The sequence below is a fragment of the Pseudomonas sp. Pme6b genome (assembly GCF_058129925.1).
Map to the genome: position 1 here is coordinate 5,376,825 of NZ_CM176704.1, position 16,920 is coordinate 5,393,744.

The 16,920-nt window shown below is 57.9% G+C and carries 15 protein-coding genes; 12 read left to right on the forward strand and 3 right to left on the reverse strand.

Annotated features, from left to right (window positions below; genetic code table 11):
- Window positions 1-61: 61 nt before the first annotated feature.
- Window positions 62-1,087: an aminoglycoside phosphotransferase family protein gene (locus tag AC4ANE_RS24530; RefSeq protein WP_002551893.1), complete on the reverse strand. Its 1,026-nt coding sequence runs from the start codon at window positions 1,085-1,087 to the stop codon at window positions 62-64.
- Between the two features lie 129 nt (window positions 1,088-1,216).
- Here AC4ANE_RS24530 and AC4ANE_RS24535 point away from each other — a divergent pair, with 129 nt between their 5' ends.
- The 11 genes from AC4ANE_RS24535 to AC4ANE_RS24585 all read left to right on the forward strand — a co-directional run bounded on the left by AC4ANE_RS24535 (window position 1,217) and on the right by AC4ANE_RS24585 (window position 15,282).
- Window positions 1,217-3,997 (forward strand): LPS-assembly protein LptD, encoded by a 2,781-nt coding sequence (locus tag AC4ANE_RS24535; RefSeq protein ID WP_002551892.1) that lies wholly within the window; start codon window positions 1,217-1,219, stop codon window positions 3,995-3,997.
- Entirely contained in the window at window positions 3,978-5,300 is a 1,323-nt protein-coding gene (locus AC4ANE_RS24540) for a peptidylprolyl isomerase (protein WP_002551891.1), read from the forward strand. Before AC4ANE_RS24535 ends, AC4ANE_RS24540 begins: the two co-directional genes overlap by 20 nt.
- Window positions 5,297-6,286, forward strand: a complete 990-nt coding sequence (gene pdxA, locus AC4ANE_RS24545) for a 4-hydroxythreonine-4-phosphate dehydrogenase PdxA (RefSeq protein WP_002551890.1) — start codon at window positions 5,297-5,299, stop codon at window positions 6,284-6,286. Before AC4ANE_RS24540 ends, pdxA begins: the two co-directional genes overlap by 4 nt.
- Entirely contained in the window at window positions 6,283-7,089 is an 807-nt protein-coding gene (gene rsmA / locus AC4ANE_RS24550) for a 16S rRNA (adenine(1518)-N(6)/adenine(1519)-N(6))-dimethyltransferase RsmA (protein ID WP_002551889.1), read from the forward strand. Before pdxA ends, rsmA begins: the two co-directional genes overlap by 4 nt.
- A 113-nt stretch (window positions 7,090-7,202) precedes the next feature.
- Window positions 7,203-7,583, forward strand: a complete 381-nt coding sequence (gene apaG / locus AC4ANE_RS24555; RefSeq protein WP_002551888.1) for a Co2+/Mg2+ efflux protein ApaG — start codon at window positions 7,203-7,205, stop codon at window positions 7,581-7,583.
- The gene (locus AC4ANE_RS24560; RefSeq protein ID WP_002551887.1) at window positions 7,583-8,479 is read left to right on the forward strand and encodes a symmetrical bis(5'-nucleosyl)-tetraphosphatase; all 897 of its coding nucleotides are present in this window, start codon (window positions 7,583-7,585) and stop codon (window positions 8,477-8,479) included. Before apaG ends, AC4ANE_RS24560 begins: the two co-directional genes overlap by 1 nt.
- On the forward strand, window positions 8,476-8,796 hold the full coding sequence (gene glpE / locus AC4ANE_RS24565) for a thiosulfate sulfurtransferase GlpE (protein WP_002551886.1): 321 nt from the start codon (window positions 8,476-8,478) through the stop codon (window positions 8,794-8,796). The genes AC4ANE_RS24560 and glpE overlap by 4 nt, the downstream gene beginning before the upstream one ends.
- Before the next feature lie 284 nt (window positions 8,797-9,080).
- Complete coding sequence (locus AC4ANE_RS24570) at window positions 9,081-11,003, forward strand: PrkA family serine protein kinase (protein ID WP_002551885.1); 1,923 nt, start codon at window positions 9,081-9,083, stop codon at window positions 11,001-11,003.
- Window positions 11,004-11,124: 121 nt separating this feature from the next.
- The gene (locus AC4ANE_RS24575) at window positions 11,125-12,396 is read left to right on the forward strand and encodes a YeaH/YhbH family protein (protein ID WP_002551884.1); all 1,272 of its coding nucleotides are present in this window, start codon (window positions 11,125-11,127) and stop codon (window positions 12,394-12,396) included.
- Window positions 12,393-13,955, forward strand: a complete 1,563-nt coding sequence (locus AC4ANE_RS24580) for a SpoVR family protein (RefSeq protein WP_002551883.1) — start codon at window positions 12,393-12,395, stop codon at window positions 13,953-13,955. The genes AC4ANE_RS24575 and AC4ANE_RS24580 overlap by 4 nt, the downstream gene beginning before the upstream one ends.
- A 97-nt stretch (window positions 13,956-14,052) precedes the next feature.
- Entirely contained in the window at window positions 14,053-15,282 is a 1,230-nt protein-coding gene (locus AC4ANE_RS24585; protein WP_002551882.1) for a multifunctional CCA addition/repair protein, read from the forward strand.
- A 96-nt stretch (window positions 15,283-15,378) separates the two neighbouring features.
- Here AC4ANE_RS24585 and folK read toward each other — a convergent pair whose 3' ends face one another.
- Both folK and folB read right to left on the reverse strand, forming a co-directional pair.
- Window positions 15,379-15,903, reverse strand: a complete 525-nt coding sequence (folK, locus tag AC4ANE_RS24590) for a 2-amino-4-hydroxy-6-hydroxymethyldihydropteridine diphosphokinase (protein ID WP_031597124.1) — start codon at window positions 15,901-15,903, stop codon at window positions 15,379-15,381.
- Complete coding sequence (folB, locus tag AC4ANE_RS24595; RefSeq protein WP_002551880.1) at window positions 15,894-16,247, reverse strand: dihydroneopterin aldolase; 354 nt, start codon at window positions 16,245-16,247, stop codon at window positions 15,894-15,896. Before folB ends, folK begins: the two co-directional genes overlap by 10 nt.
- A gap of 74 nt (window positions 16,248-16,321) precedes the next feature.
- On the opposite strand from folB, the gene plsY reads away from it, so the two are divergent.
- The gene (gene plsY, locus AC4ANE_RS24600; RefSeq protein WP_004660108.1) at window positions 16,322-16,891 is read left to right on the forward strand and encodes a glycerol-3-phosphate 1-O-acyltransferase PlsY; all 570 of its coding nucleotides are present in this window, start codon (window positions 16,322-16,324) and stop codon (window positions 16,889-16,891) included.
- Window positions 16,892-16,920: the final 29 nt, after the last annotated feature.

Here is a 16,920-nt window from a genome sequence, read left to right on the forward strand (position 1 = left end):
GTCCTCTTCAACACAATCAGGTTTCTTTCAAAATAGCCATTTTCAGGCCGTCGCTGGCGTATCAGACAGCGGTCTCTACCGGTTGCTGCAGACTGGTGAGCAACTGCCCGAGTTGAGCCAGCTCGGGGCGACGCGACAAAACTGCCTCTATATAAGCGAAAAAGCGCGGGACGTCTTGCAGATAACGCGGTTTTCCATCGCGGTGGCAGATGCGGGCAAAAATACCGATCACCTTCAAATGGCGCTGAATACCCATCAGATCACTGGCGCGCTCAAAGGCGGCAAAATCTTCCTGCACCGGGATACCAACGGCACGCGCCTGATCCCAGTAGATTCTGAGCCAGTCGCTGACGCGTTCTTGTGGCCAGCTCAGGAACGCGTCCTTGAACAGACAGGTCACGTCATAGGTGACCGGGCCGTAGACAGCGTCCTGAAAATCCAGCACGCCTGGATTGGGCTCGCTGATCATCAGGTTTCGCGGCATGTAGTCGCGATGCACCAGCACTTTGGGCTGCGCCAGAGCGCTGTTGATCAACAACTCGCAGGCCTGCTGCCAATCGCTCAGTTGCGCCTCGTCCATCTCGATACCCAGGTGGCGCTTCACGTACCACTCGGGGAAAAGCTCCAGTTCACGGCGCAGCAACGCGACGTCATAGCTGGGCAGCGGCGCGTCCATCGGCAATTGCTGATAGGCCAGCAGCGCCTGGATTGCATCGGCGAACAAGGCATCGGCATTGTCAGCGTCAATCACATCCAGATATGTCTGACGGCCAAGATCATTGAGCAGCAAAAAGCCTTGCTTCAGGTCTTCGGCATAAATTTCTGGAACATTAATGCCCGACTTTTTCAGTAAATGAGCGATATCCACAAACGGTTTGCAGTTTTCCTGCGGTGGCGGAGCGTCCATCACAATAAAAGTTCGGCCAGCGCCCTCCCAGCGAAAATAACGACGAAAACTTGCGTCACTACTGGCCGCAGTCAATGTGGCCGGGGGTACAGCGCCCCAATTTTGTGCCGCAAACAGCGCTGGCAACTGCTCATCGAGCCAAACTTTCAGGGATTGCAGGCGTATATCTTGATCTGACATTACAAGGGTCTCCGACGGCGCTAGCCGTCAAGCGGGTCATGCTTTATTATCCGGAATCTTTTTCAGCCCATCGAGAGGCGTGCGGCCCCCCCGCGGGCAGATGGCGCGCAGGAAGCCCGGACTAATAAGATGGCATTGAAATCCCCCGCGTTTCGTAAAAAATTTCCGTTGCTCGTAACCGGCAGTCTGCTGGCGATGCAACCTCTGGCCACTCAGTTCGTGGTCGCCGCGGAACAGTATGACTGCTCAGTCTCTGCTTCGGGTGCCTGGAACTGTGCGCCGAAATCCAATGCTGCTGCAGTGGATCTGCCTCCGCGCCCCGTGCATGACACGACGTCGGTCAGTTCCAACGGCACAGTTACCTCGCAAGGCACCTCTTCGGGTGAGCAGGTTGCAGGTACGCAACTGGTTACCGAAGCCAAGGGCAAAGGTCTCAGGTCGCGTAGTGCTGACTACAGCCACCTTGATTGGGTTCCTCGCGAAAAGCTCACCGCAGCACAACTGGCCGAGACCGGTCCGTATTGCTCGGGTGCCTACGTCGAGCCGATCCGCCCAGGCATGGACGACAAGACGCCGATGAAAGACGCGCCTATGTTCGTCGGAGCCAAGGCTTCGCGTTACGAACAGGAAGCGCAGGTCGCGACGCTGGCAGGTGATGTCGTGTTGCGCCAGGGCAGCATGCAGGTACAGGCTCAAGAGGCAGCACTGCATCAGGCCGAAAACCGTGGCGAGCTGAACGGCGATGTCCGTCTGCGCGACAACGGCGCGCTGATCGTCGGTGACAAGGCCGAGCTGCAACTCGATACCGGCGAAGCCCGTGTCGACAATGCCGAGTACGTCCTGCACAAGTCGAACATTCGCGGTAACGCCCTGTATGCCAAGCGTGCAGAAAACGCGATCATCCGGCTCAAGGACGGTACCTACACCTCGTGCGAGCCGAACAGTAACGCATGGACGCTCAAGGGCAACAACATCACGCTGAACCCGGCCACCGGCTTTGGTACAGCGACCAACGTTACCCTGCGGGTCAAGGACATACCGGTTCTGTACACGCCGTATATCTACTTCCCGATCGACGACCGTCGCCAGTCCGGCTTCCTGCCGCCGACCATTGCGGCAGGCGGCGATAACGGTTTCACACTCGTTACTCCGTACTACTTCAACCTGGCACCGAACTACGACGCCACGTTGTACCCGCGTTACATGGCCGACCGCGGCCTGCTGATGGAAGGCGAGTTCCGCTACCTGACCAAAGGCAGCGAAGGCCAGTTTGGCGGCGCGTACCTGAACGACGAGAACGACGACCGCAAGCTGCAGTCGGACTACGACAAGACTCGCTGGATGATCAACTGGCAGCACAAGGGCGGGCTTGATACGCGCTGGCTGACCCAGGTTGATTACACCGACATCAGCGACCCGTATTACTTCCAGGATCTGGAAACCGATCAGATCGGCGTTAAACGGACGGACTTCCTCAACCAGCAGGGCTCTTTGACCTACCGTGGCGACAGCTACTCGGCAGTGCTCAACGCTCAGGCTTACAAGCTGGCTACGGTTGCGAACGTTACGCCTTACAACCGCCTGCCACAGTTGACGCTCAACGGTACGTTGCCTTACAACCCGGGTGGTCTGAAGTTTGATTATCAGACTGAAGCCGTTCGCTTCGAACGTGATCTGCGCAGCGGCGCGTTCATCGATGAAGATGGCAACTCCGAGACACGCCTGGACAACAACATCACCGGCCTTGCCCGGGCAAACGGGGACCGCCTGAATCTGGCGCCGTCCGTCAGCCTGCCAATGAACTGGACCTATGGTTTCCTGACACCGAAGCTTAAGTACGTCTACACCCAGTACGCGTTGGACCTGGACAGTCAGGGCAAAAGCTCGCTTCTGGCTGGCGAGGAATACAGCAGTAGTCAAAGCCGCAGCGTGCCGATCTTCAGCGTCGACAGCGGCCTGTACTTCGACCGCAACACCAACTGGTTCGGCAAGGATTACCGTCAAACCCTGGAACCGCGCCTGTTCTATCTCTATGTACCCGAGAAAGACCAGACCGACATCCCGGTATTCGACACCAGCGAAAGTACATTCAATTATGCCTCGCTATTCCGTGACAACCGCTTCACCGGTTCCGACCGCATCGGCGACGAGAACAAGCTGTCGCTGGGTATCACCAACCGCTGGATTGAAAGCAACGGCTTTGAACGTCAACGCTTCAGCATCGGTCAGGCGCTGTATTTCGAAGACCGTAAGGTGCAGTTGCCTGGCGTAGTGTTCGCTGATCGTGATGATGCGCGCGCCAACGTTTCGCCTTACGCGCTGGAATACGAATACCGCTTCAACCGCGACTGGCGCTTCAACTCCGATTTCAACTGGGATCCGGACAGCAAGAGCACCCGTTCGGGCAGCGCAATGTTCCATTACCAGCCTGAAGACAACCCGAACAAGATCGTCAACCTCGGCTATCGCTATCGCAACGACCAGATTCGTTACGACGAAAGCACTGGCCGCTGGATCGTGGGCGGTGGCGACTACGGACGTCCGGGCGATGCCAACTACGTGAAGGACTACTACAAGATCCAGCAGCACGATTTCTCGGTCATCTGGCCAATCGTGCCGCAGTGGAGCCTGATCAGCCGCTGGCAGTATGACTACAACCGTGAGCGCACCATCGAAGCTTTCGGCGGGTTCGAGTACGACAACTGCTGCTGGAAAATGCGTCTGGTCAACCGCTATTGGGTCGACTACGACGAGTTCAGTCAGGCAGCGCCTCAGAACGAGAAAGGCGACCGCGGCATATTCCTACAAATCGTGTTGAAGGGGCTCGGCGGTGTAACTGGCGCCAAGGTAGACAGCTTCCTCGACAAAGGCATTCAAGGTTATCGTGAACGTGAAGACCAAGCTTTCTGATTGTCTGCGCCCGCTGATGCTGGGCGCGTTACTCCTGAGCGGTGCAGTGCATGCTGCGGTTCAACCTCTGGACAGTGTCGTGGCTATCGTCGACAACGATGTGATCATGAAAAGCCAGATGGACCAGCGTGTACGTGAAGTTCAGCAGACCATTGCCAAGCGTGGCTCTGGTGTGCCGCCTGCAGAAGCCCTGCAACCACAGGTTCTGGATCGTCTGATCCTGGAAAACCTGCAGTTGCAGATGGGCGAACGGTCCGGTATTCGTGTCTCCGACGACGAGCTGAATCAGGCCATTGGCACCATTGCCCAGCGCAACAACATGAGCGTAGAGCAATTCCGCGCCGCACTGGCTCATGACGGCTTGTCCTATAACGATGCACGCGAGCAGGTGCGCCGGGAAATGATCATCAGCCGTGTGCGTCAGCGCCGGGTGGCCGAACGTATCCAGGTATCCCAGCAGGAAGTGAAAAACTTCCTCGCCTCCGATCAGGGCAAGGCTCAGTTGTCTGAAGAGTTCCACCTGGCCAACATTCTGATCGCAACGCCTGACAGCGCCTCTTCGGATGCCATCCAGGCTGCTGCGGTCAAAGCCAAGGGCATTTATGACCAGCTGAAGAAAGGTGCTGACTTCACCCGACTCGCAGCCACCACCTCCTCCAGCGAAAACGCACTGGAAGGCGGCGACATGGGCTGGCGCAAGGCTGCGCAACTGCCACCGCCATTCGGTGACATGCTCAGCGCAATGCCTGTCGGCGACGTGACGCCTCCAGCGCGCACGCCGGGCGGTTTCATCATCCTCAAGTTACTGGAAAAACGTGGCGGCCAGGGGCAGGCACAAATGCGTGATGAAGTGCATGTGCGTCATATCCTGATCAAACCAAGCGAAATCCGTAACGAAGAAGAGACCAAGCGTCTTGCCGAGAAAATCTACGACCGCATCCAGAATGGCGAAGACTTCGCCGAACTGGCGAAAAGCTTTTCGGAAGATCCAGGCTCGGCACTCAATGGCGGCGATCTGAACTGGGTTGATCCGAACTCTCTGGTTCCGGAATTCCGTCAGGTCATGAACGAGACGCCACAAGGCGAATTGTCCAAACCGTTCAAGACCGCTTATGGCTGGCACGTTCTGGAAGTTCTCGGTCGTCGTTCCACGGATGCTACCGATCAGGCGCGTGAACAGCAGGCGTTGAACGTACTGCGTAACCGCAAGTACGACGAAGAGCTGCAAACCTGGCTGCGTCAGATCCGTGACGAAGCCTACGTTGAAATCAAACTCCCTGGCGCGACCCAGGCTGCGCAGTGAAACCCAAGCGTTTCGCCCTGACACCCGGTGAGCCGGCCGGCATAGGCCCTGACCTTTGCCTGCTGCTCGCCACGCAGCCTCAGCCATACCCCCTGATCGCCATCACCAGCCGTGACCTGCTCCTTAAGCGGGCCGCGCAACTGGGTGTGGCGGTCAGTCTGCTTGACGTCACCCCTGATACGCTTCCCGACCTGCCTGCGCCTGCCGGCAGTTTGTACGTCTGGGATACGCCACTGGCCGCTCCGGTGGAAACCGGCGTGCTGAACAAGGCCAATGCTGCATTCGTCCTGGAAACCCTGATTCGCGCGGGCCAGGGCTGCCTGGATGGGCTGTTCAGCGGCATGATCACCGCCCCGGTGCACAAAGGCGTGATCAACGACGGCGGTATCGCGTTTTCCGGACACACCGAATTTCTCGCTGAACTGACTCACACCGAACAGGTGGTGATGATGCTGGCGACCGGCGACCTGCGCGTGGCGCTGGTGACCACGCACCTGCCGTTGCGCGAAGTGGCAGATGCCATCACGCCAGACCGACTGGAGCGCGTGACACGCATCCTGCATGCCGATCTGGTGAACAAGTTCGGCATTGCCCGCCCGCGTATTCTGGTCTGCGGCCTCAACCCTCATGCAGGCGAAGGCGGGCATCTGGGCCGTGAAGAAATCGACATCATCGAACCGACTCTGGAGCGCCTGCGCAGCGAGGGCCTGGACTTACGCGGCCCACTGCCTGCCGACACTCTGTTTACCCCCAAATATCTGGAGCACTGCGACGCAGTGCTGGCGATGTACCACGATCAAGGCTTGCCCGTGCTGAAATACAAAGGTTTCGGCGCAGCAGTCAATGTGACGCTCGGCCTGCCGATTATCCGCACTTCTGTCGATCACGGCACGGCGCTGGATCTGGCTGGCAGCGCGAACATTGACACCGGCAGCCTGCACGTTGCACTGCAAACCGCCTACCAGATGGCCGAGACCCATTCATGACCGAGCAATACCAACACCGGGCGCGCAAGCGTTTCGGGCAGAACTTCCTGCACGACGCAGGCGTTATCGACAAAATCCTGCGCGCCATTCGTGCCAAACCTGAAGACCGGCTGCTGGAAATCGGACCGGGCCAGGGCGCGCTGACCGAAGGGCTGCTCAACAGCGGCGCACAGCTGGATGTGGTCGAGCTGGACAAGGACCTGATCCCGATCCTCACCGGCCAGTTCGGCAACAAGCCAAATTTCAACCTGCATCAGGGTGATGCACTGAAGTTCGACTTCAACAGCCTGGGTGCCGAACCGCACAGCCTGCGTGTCGTGGGCAACCTGCCGTACAACATCTCGACGCCGTTGATTTTTCATCTGTTGCAAAACGCCAGCCTGATCCGCGACATGCACTTCATGTTGCAGAAGGAGGTGGTCGAGCGCATGGCTGCCGGTCCCGGCGGCGGTGACTGGGGTCGCCTGTCGATCATGGTCCAGTACCATTGCCGCGTGGAGCATCTGTTCAACGTCGGGCCGGGGGCGTTCAACCCGCCGCCGAAAGTGGACTCGGCCATTGTGCGTCTCGTCCCTTACGAAACATTGCCGCACCCTGCCAAGGATCACCGCGTGCTGGAGCGCATCGTGCGTGAAGCGTTCAACCAGCGTCGCAAGACCCTGCGCAACACGCTCAAGTTGCTGTTGACCAGCGACGAGATTACCGCTTCCGGAGTAGACGGCAGCTTGCGTCCCGAGCAACTCGACCTGGCTGCATTCGTCCGTCTGGCAGACACTCTCAGCGAGAAAGTTGTGACAGAGTGAACCCTGAGGACAAGTAAACGGCACTGCCAGTCGTCATTTCCCGCTTACTTGTCCTAGACTTGTCTACCTGCCGCACACGCCATTTTTTCGTTATGGATTTCAAGGCCTATTGCATGCCCGATTCTCGTTACCAGGTCGACGTCAGCGTCGTCACACGCTTTCTCTCGGAACAGTCGCAACCCGAGCAGAATCGCTTCGCTTTCGCCTATACCATCACCGTGCACAACAACGGTAAATTACCTGCCAGGCTGCTGTCGCGTCACTGGGTCATCACCGACGGCGACGGCCATGTCGAAGAGGTGCGCGGCGAGGGCGTGGTCGGTCAGCAACCGTTGATCGAGGTCGGTAAAAGCCATACCTACAGCAGCGGTACGGTAATGACCACCCGCGTGGGCAATATGCAGGGTTCTTATCAGATGCTGGCTGAAGACGGTAAACGCTTTGATGCGGTCATAAAGCCCTTTCGTCTGGCCGTCCCGGGTTCGCTGCACTGATGGCGGTGTACGCCGTTGGTGACCTGCAAGGTTGCCTTGAACCTCTGCAATGCCTGCTCGAGCACGTCCACTTCAACCCCGAGCATGATCGACTCTGGCTGGTGGGCGATTTGGTCAATCGTGGCCCGCAATCGCTGGAAACACTTCGCTACCTGTACGGCCTCCGTGAATCGCTGGTGTGCGTGCTGGGCAATCATGACCTGCACCTGCTTGCCGTCGCCCGTAAACACGAACTGCTCAAAAAAGGCGATACGCTGCGCGAAATCCTTGAAGCGCCGGATCGTGACGAATTGCTCGGCTGGGTGCGTCGGCAAAAGCTGATGCACTACGATGCAGAGCGCAACGTCGCCATGGTGCATGCCGGTATCGCGCCGCAGTGGTCGCTGAAAAAGGCCTTGAAGCACGCAGCCGAAGTCGAGCATGCACTTCAGGACGACCAGCTGTATGGCGCTTTTCTCGACGGCATGTACGGCAATGAGCCGGCCAAGTGGGACAACGACCTGCAAGGCGTCACGCGTTTGCGGGTGATTACCAACTACTTCACCCGTATGCGCTTCTGCACCAGCGACGGCAAGCTCGACATGAAGAGCAAGGAAGGCGTTGAAACCGCCATACCTGGCTATGCGCCCTGGTTCAGCCACCCGAAACGCAAGACCCGTGAGCTGAAAATCATTTTTGGCCACTGGGCGGCGCTTGAGGGTCGCTGCAACGAGCCTGGCGTCTTTGCCCTCGACAGCGGATGTGTCTGGGGCGGCTCGATGACGCTGCTCAACGTTGATACCTTTGAACGTCACCAATGCAATTGCGATGCTGTCGGCCAGGCCGCCAACGGGCTTGTTACAAGCGCACAGGCCGGCACCGCCACTAACCCCCAGGCTCAGGAGCCCAGGCAATGACCGAATTCAAACGTATTCCACCTGAACAGGCACAGGCACTGCGCGAGCAAGGTGCAGTGCTGGTCGATGTTCGTGATGCGCAGACTTTTCAAAGCAATCACATTCCTGACTCCGTGCATCTGGACAATCACTCGATTGCCGACTTCATCGCCAAGGCCGATCTGGACAAGCCGCTGGTCGTTGTCTGCTACCACGGCAACTCCAGCCAGAGCGCTGCAGCCTACCTGGTGGGCCAGGGTTTCTCCGACGTATACAGCGTCGACGGCGGCTTTGAGCTGTGGCGCGCCACTTACCCTGACGAAACCGCGCAAGGCTGATAAAAAATATTTTTATGACAGCTGATCCCGCGTTTTACGCGGGCTCGCGAGCCATCTGACGAACGGTCAGCCCGTCTTCTCGCGCATCCCTTCTTTATCTTTCCGAATCCGAACTATCCTTAGCCTAGGCCATCCGTATTCAGGGGAGAGCCGGTACACCGGCGCGTGGGTCATCGGTAGTTACTTTTAAGGTGTTCTGGGGGGAAACAGCAGCCGCATTGTGGTTGCTGCCAGCATCGACTGACGATCCGCCGCCGGCTCCACGTATCGAGCGAGGTGACGTCATGAGTATATTCAGCCACTTCCAACAACGCTTCGAAAGCACACGGCAAGAAGAGCTCTCGCTACAGGAGTATCTGGAGCTCTGCAAACAGGACCGCAGCGCCTATGCCTCTGCCGCAGAACGTCTTCTGCTGGCCATTGGCGAGCCCGAACTGGTGGATACCTCTACCAACTCCAGGCTCTCGCGAATATTCTCCAACAAGGTGATACGCCGCTATCCAGCCTTTGCCGACTTCCACGGGATGGAAGAATGCATCGACCAGATTGTTTCGTATTTCCGCCATGCCGCCCAAGGCCTGGAAGAGAAGAAGCAAATCCTTTACCTGCTCGGCCCGGTTGGCGGCGGTAAGTCGTCCCTGGCTGAAAAGCTCAAGCAACTGATCGAAAGAGTCCCATTCTACGCCATCAAGGGCTCGCCAGTCTTCGAGTCGCCTCTGGGCCTGTTCAACGCCACTGAGGACGGCGCGATTCTGGAAGAAGACTTCGGAATTCCGCGACGCTACCTGAGCACTATCATGTCGCCTTGGGCGACCAAGCGCCTGGCCGAGTTCGGTGGTGACATCAGCCAGTTCAAGGTTGTGAAGCTCTACCCTTCGATTCTCAACCAGATCGCCGTAGCGAAAACCGAGCCCGGCGACGAAAATAACCAGGATATTTCCGCGCTGGTCGGCAAGGTCGATATTCGCAAACTGGAAGAATTCCCACAGAACGACGCCGACGCGTACAGCTACTCGGGCGCACTGTGCCGGGCCAACCAGGGCCTGATGGAATTCGTCGAGATGTTCAAGGCACCGATCAAGGTCCTTCACCCGTTGCTGACCGCGACCCAGGAAGGTAACTACAACAGTACCGAGGGGCTGGGTGCCATCCCGTTCACCGGTATTCTGCTGGCGCACTCCAACGAATCGGAATGGCACAGCTTCCGCAACAACAAGAACAACGAAGCCTTCATCGACCGTATCTACATCGTGAAGGTGCCGTACTGCCTGCGTGTCAGCGACGAGATCAAGATTTACGACAAACTGCTTTTCAACAGCTCGCTGTCCAAAGCGCATTGCGCACCTGACACCTTGAAGATGCTCGCACAATTCACCACGCTGTCGCGCCTCAAAGAGCCGGACAACTCCAACATCTACTCCAAGATGCGCGTGTATGACGGCGAGAACCTGAAAGATACCGACCCCAAAGCCAAGTCGATCCAGGAATACCGCGACAGTGCGGGCGTCGACGAAGGCATGAACGGTCTCTCTACCCGCTTCGCGTTCAAGATTCTGTCCAAGGTCTTCAACTTCGATCCACACGAAATTGCTGCCAACCCGGTGCACCTGCTGTACGTACTGGAACAGCAGATCGAACAGGAGCAATTTCCGGCCGAAACGCGTGAACGCTACCTGCGCTTCATCAAGGAATACCTGGCACCCCGCTACATCGAGTTTATCGGCAAGGAAATCCAGACGGCGTACCTGGAATCCTACAGCGAGTACGGTCAGAACATTTTCGACCGCTACGTGCTGTATGCAGACTTCTGGATTCAGGATCAGGAATACCGCGATCCGGAAACCGGCGAGATTCTCAACCGCGTGGCCTTGAACGAGGAGCTGGAAAAGATCGAGAAACCGGCCGGCATCAGCAACCCGAAAGACTTCCGCAACGAAATAGTCAACTTCGTGCTGCGTGCCCGCGCCAACAACAACGGCAAGAATCCGACCTGGCTCAGCTACGAGAAGCTGCGCGTGGTGATCGAGAAGAAAATGTTCTCCAACACCGAGGACCTACTGCCCGTCATCAGCTTCAATGCCAAGGCCAGCAAGGAGGATCAGCAGAAGCACAACGACTTCGTCACACGAATGGTCGAGAGGGGCTACACGGACAAGCAGGTACGTCTGCTGTCCGAATGGTATCTGCGCGTGCGGAAATCGCAATAAAGCAGCTGCAAGCTTCAAGCTATCAGCTGCAAGCGAAAAGCGATCGAGGCCCGGCTTCGGGATCGATGGCGCGCTCGCTTGCAGCTTGAAGCTTACAACTTGAAGCTCCCCGGAGGAGCCTATGAGCTATGTGATCGACCGACGTCTCAACGGCAAGAACAAGAGCACGGTAAACCGGCAGCGGTTTCTGCGTCGTTACCGTGACCACATTAAAAAGGCAGTGGAGGAAGCGGTCAGCCGGCGCTCCATTACTGACATGGAACACGGCGAGCAGATCAGTATTCCCGGACGCGACATTGACGAACCGGTGTTGCATCACGGTCGTGGCGGCAAACAGACCGTTGTTCATCCAGGCAACAAGGAGTTCACCACAGGCGAGCACATCGCCCGCCCTCAAGGCGGCGGTGGCGGCAAAGGGCCTGGCAAGGCAGGCAACTCCGGCGAAGGCATGGATGAGTTCTCGTTTCAGATTACTCAGGAAGAGTTTCTCGAGTTCATGTTCGAAGACCTGGAGCTGCCGAACCTGGTCAAGCGCAACCTGACCGGTACCGACACCTTCAAGACCGTGCGCGCGGGTATCAGCAACGAAGGCAACCCTTCACGCATCAACATCATCCGTACCCTGCGCTCGGCGCATGCGCGACGCATTGCGCTGTCCGGCAGCAGTCGGGCAAAACTCAAAGAGGCAACTGTCGAGCTTGAGCGTATGAAGCGCGAAGAGCCCGACAACTTCGGCGATATTCAGGAACTGGAAGTAGAAATCGATCGACTGAAAGCACGTATTCGTCGCGTACCGTATCTCGATACGTTCGACCTCAAGTACAACCTGCTGGTCAAACAACCCAACCCCAGTTCCAAAGCGGTCATGTTTTGCCTGATGGACGTCTCCGGATCCATGACCCAGGCGACCAAAGACATCGCCAAGCGCTTCTTCATCCTGCTGTACCTGTTTCTCAAGCGTAATTACGACAAGATCGATGTTGTGTTCATTCGCCACCACACCAGCGCCCGGGAAGTGGACGAAGAAGAGTTTTTCTATTCCCGGGAAACCGGCGGCACCATCGTTTCCAGCGCATTGAAACTGATGCAGGAGATCATGGCCGAACGCTACCCAAGCAGCGACTGGAATATTTACGCGGCACAGGCCTCGGACGGAGACAACTGGAACGACGATTCGCCCATTTGCCGGGAAATCCTGACCAAACAGATCATGCCCTTCGTGCAGTACTACACGTACGTGGAGATCACGCCGCGTGAGCACCAGGCCTTGTGGTACGAATACGAGCGTATCGGTGAAGACTACGCCGACACGTTCGCCCAGCAGCAGCTGGTCTCTGCCGGTGATATCTATCCGGTATTCCGCGAACTCTTCCAGCGAAGGTTAGTGTCATGACCGCCAGAGAGCAGAAGCGCCAACCCCTTTCCACGGGGTCAGAGTGGACATTTGAACTGATCCGGGCCTACGACCGTGAGATCGGCAGAATTGCCGAGCGGTATGCTCTGGACACCTATCCCAACCAGATTGAGGTGATCACTGCCGAACAGATGATGGATGCCTACGCCTCGGTGGGCATGCCCCTGGGCTACCATCACTGGTCATACGGCAAACACTTCCTCAGCACTGAAAAATCCTATTCGCGTGGCCAGATGGGGCTGGCGTACGAGATTGTGATCAACTCGGACCCGTGCATTGCCTACCTGATGGAAGAAAACACCATCTGCATGCAGGCGCTGGTCGTTGCGCACGCCTGCTATGGCCACAACAGCTTCTTCAAGGGCAATTACCTGTTCCGCACCTGGACCGACGCCAGCTCGATCATTGATTATCTGGTGTTCGCCAAGCAGTACATCATGCAATGCGAGGAGCGGCATGGCATCGACGCCGTGGAAGATTTGCTCGACTCGTGCCACGCGTTGATGAACTACGGCGTGGACCGCTACAAGCGTCCGTATCCGATTTCCGCTGAAGAGGAACGGCGGCGTCAGAAGGATAGGGAAGAACATCTTCAGCGCCAGATCAACGATCTTTGGCGCACTATTCCGAAGAACGCCGAAAAAAACAGCAAAGAGGACAACGCACGCTTTCCTGCCGAGCCGCAGGAAAACATTCTCTATTTCATCGAGAAACACGCGCCGCTGCTGGAGCCCTGGCAGCGCGAAGTGGTGCGCATTGTGCGCAAGATCGCGCAGTACTTTTATCCACAGCGCCAGACCCAGGTGATGAACGAAGGCTGGGCAACGTTCTGGCATTACACGCTGATGAACGACCTGTACGACGAAGGACTGGTCACCGACGGCTTCATGATGGAGTTTCTGCAGTCGCACACCAGCGTGATTTTCCAGCCCGGTTTTGACAGCCCCTACTACAGCGGCATCAATCCCTACGCGCTGGGCTTTGCCATGTATCAGGACATACGCCGGATGTGCGAAAACCCTACCGATGAGGACCGGCAGTGGTTTCCGGAAATTGCCGGCACCGACTGGCTGACGGCGATCAAGTTTGCGATGACCAGCTTCAAGGACGAGAGCTTCATTCTCCAATACTTGTCGCCCAAGGTGATTCGCGACCTCAAGCTGTTCAGCATCATGGACGACGACCAGCAGGAAGACCTGCTGGTGCCTGCCATTCATGATGAAAACGGTTATCGGACCATTCGCGAGATCCTCGCTGCGCAATACAACCTGGGCAATCGGGAGCCCAACGTGCAGATCTACAGCATCGACCGCCGAGGCGATCGCTCGCTGACCCTGCGCCACCAGCAGCACAACCGAAAACCGCTGGGCGATTCGACAGACGAGGTGCTCAAGCACCTGCACCGGCTGTGGGGCTTTGATATCCATCTCGAAACCCTGCAGGGCGATCAGGTGGTCAAGACCCATCACGTACCTCCAAAAGGCGAGCATGCCGACAGTGAGTATCCCCGGCTTGATATGGCGGTCGTCCATCTTTAGACGTTAGGGTAAAGGCTGTTTAAACGGCTGCTCATGCAGCTTTAGCCTCCGCAAGCACGGCACAAGGTTTATCCTGTCGCGCTTACGGAGGCTTTTTATGCAGATTTATAAAGTGGGCGGTGCTGTACGCGACCGCCTCTTGGGTCAACCTGTCACTGATATTGATTGGGTCGTGGTCGGCGCGAGCACTGAGGACATGCTGGTCAAGGGCTATCGCCCGGTCGGCACATACTTCCCGGTGTTTCTGCACCCGCTGACCAATGAGGAATACGCGCTGGCGCGCACCGAGCGCAAAAGCGGCGTGGGCTATGGAGGCTTTGTTTTTCATGCAAGCCCCGAGGTAACGCTTGAGCAGGACCTGATTCGGCGCGACCTGACGATCAATGCCATGGCCGAAGACAAGGACGGAAACCTGACCGACCCGTATAACGGTCAGAAAGACCTTGAAGCGCGAATATTGCGCCACGTTTCCCCCGCATTCGCCGAAGATCCGCTTAGGGTCTTGCGCGTGGCCCGGTTCGCAGCGCGCTACGCACGTTACGGTTTCACCATCGCACCCGAGACCTTGGGGCTGATGCGCCAGCTCAGTGAATCCGGCGAACTCAAGGCGCTGACCGCCGAGCGAAGCTGGAAGGAAATCTCACGCGCCCTCATGGAAGAGCAGCCTCAGGTGTTCATCCAGGTACTGCACGACTGCGGCGCGCTCAAGGAACTGATGCCTGAGGTCGAGGCATTGTTTGGTGTACCGCAGCCCGCTACGCATCATCCGGAAATTGACACCGGCGTACACGTCCTCAGCGTGCTAGAGCAATCTGCGATTCACAAACACCCGCTGACCGTACGCTGGGCCTGCCTGCTGCACGATCTGGGCAAAGGGCTGACGCCAGAAGCCGAATGGCCCAGGCACATTGCCCATGAACATACCGGCCTGCGCCTGATTAAAGCGGTCAACGAGCGTTTTCGGGTGCCCAGGGAATGTCAGGAACTGGCACTGCTGGTCGGCCAGTACCACACCCACGGCCATCGGGCGCTGGAACTGAAACCCTCGACTTTGCTGGAGCTGCTGCAAAGTGTCGACGTCTACCGCCGCCCGCAACGTTTTGAAGAGTTCATTGCGGCGTGCGAGATGGACGCGCGAGGACGTCACGGCTTCGAACAACGCAGTTATCCACAGGCTGATTACCTGCGCGGTGCAGCACAGGCCGCTCGAACGGTGTCAGTACAGCCGCTGCTGGAGAAGGGCTTCAAGGGCAAGGAACTGGGCGACGCGCTAAAGAACGAACGGCTCAAGGCGCTGAAAATCTATAAGGCGGAGCACGTCGCCTGACTCTAACTGACTACTATCGCTCCCACGCACCAGCGTGGGAGCGCAGCCCTGGACGCTCTGCGTCCGATCTTCAGCACCCGAGAAACACGAACCCACTCAGCTACGCAGCAGACCCTCAGGCGTAAGGCCCACGCCGCGCCATTCAAAAGCCACAGGCCAGAGCTGCTGATCGATCTGCGCGTCAGCCCAGAGCTTGCTGAATGCAATCCCCACACCCGGATGCAGACGCTCAGGGGCAATCAATGCCAATGGGCACAGCACAAAGGCATTCTTCAGAATTTCCGCTCTCGGCAAAATCAGCCCGTCAAAATTGCCGACCTGCTCGCCATACAACAGCACATCGATATCCAGCGGCAGCCCTTTGCGATCCGGGGCATAGCGGCCATTGTCGGCCTCGATGAATTTCAGGCGGCGATCAAGCTCCATCAACGGCAGATCGGTCAACGCCGACACCACCAGATTGAAGAATGGCCCGCTCTTGATACCCACCGCATGGCTTTCAAAAACCGGCGAGCAACTGAGGTCAGTCAGAAAGCCATCCAGCGCATCCAGCCCGGCATGCAGGTGACGTTCGCGCTCGATATTGCTCCCCAGGCCGAGGAAAATCCGCGTCAGCGACATCCGCGCTCGATCTCCACACCCACACCGGCAGCGGCCGCTACGGCACCCGGCTTGGTCAGTTTCAGACGCAGCCAGGGAATATTGAATTCGCTCATCAGCACTTCAGCCAGCCGCTCAGCGAAGGTCTCTACCAACTGAAACTGAGCCTGCTCGGCGAAAGCCTGAATACGTGTCGAAACACTGGCGTAGTCGAGGGCCTTGCTCAGGTCGTCGCCTGCCGCTGCAGGGCGATTGTCCCAGGCGAAGCTGAGGTCCAGACGCAGGCACTGGCGAATGCCGCGCTCCCAGTCATAGGCGCCGATGACTGTATCAACCTCAAGGCCCTCGATGAAAACTCTGTCCAAGCACTACTCTCCACTGCACGACAAGGGCGCGATGCGCCGTTAGAATCAGGGCATCCTCGCCCGGAATGGTTAGCATGTTTTGGTTACTGGCCACCTTCGCCTACCTGCTTGGCTCGCTGTCCTTCGCCATTCTGCTCAGCCGCCTGAGCGGCAGGCCAGACCCGCGCGCCAGTGGCTCGGGCAATGCCGGTGCTACCAACATGCTGCGTCTGGCCGGAAAAAAACTGGCCATCCTGACCCTGCTTGGCGACCTCTGCAAAGGCCTGCTGCCAATCCTGATCGCCAGCGCCTGGAACCTGAACATCGCGCAACAGGGCTGGATCGGCGTCTGCGCAGTGCTGGGCCACCTGTTCCCAGTGTACTTTCGCTTCCGTGGTGGCAAAGGTGTCGCGACAGCCGCCGGCGTGCTGCTGGGGCTGTACCCGCCCGCAGCCGCCCTGGCCATAGCGGCCTGGCTGCTGACGCTTTACCTGACGCGTACCAGCTCGCTCGCCGCCCTGATTGCCACACCGCTGACCCTGCCATTACTGGCATGGCAAGAACCTCATGCGCTGTTGCCGATGAGCGTATTGACGCTGCTCATCGTCTGGCGCCATCGCGGCAATCTACGCGACCTGCTCGCCGGGCGCGAACGACATTTCTGAAGGGCAACCTGAAATCATCGCACCCTCGC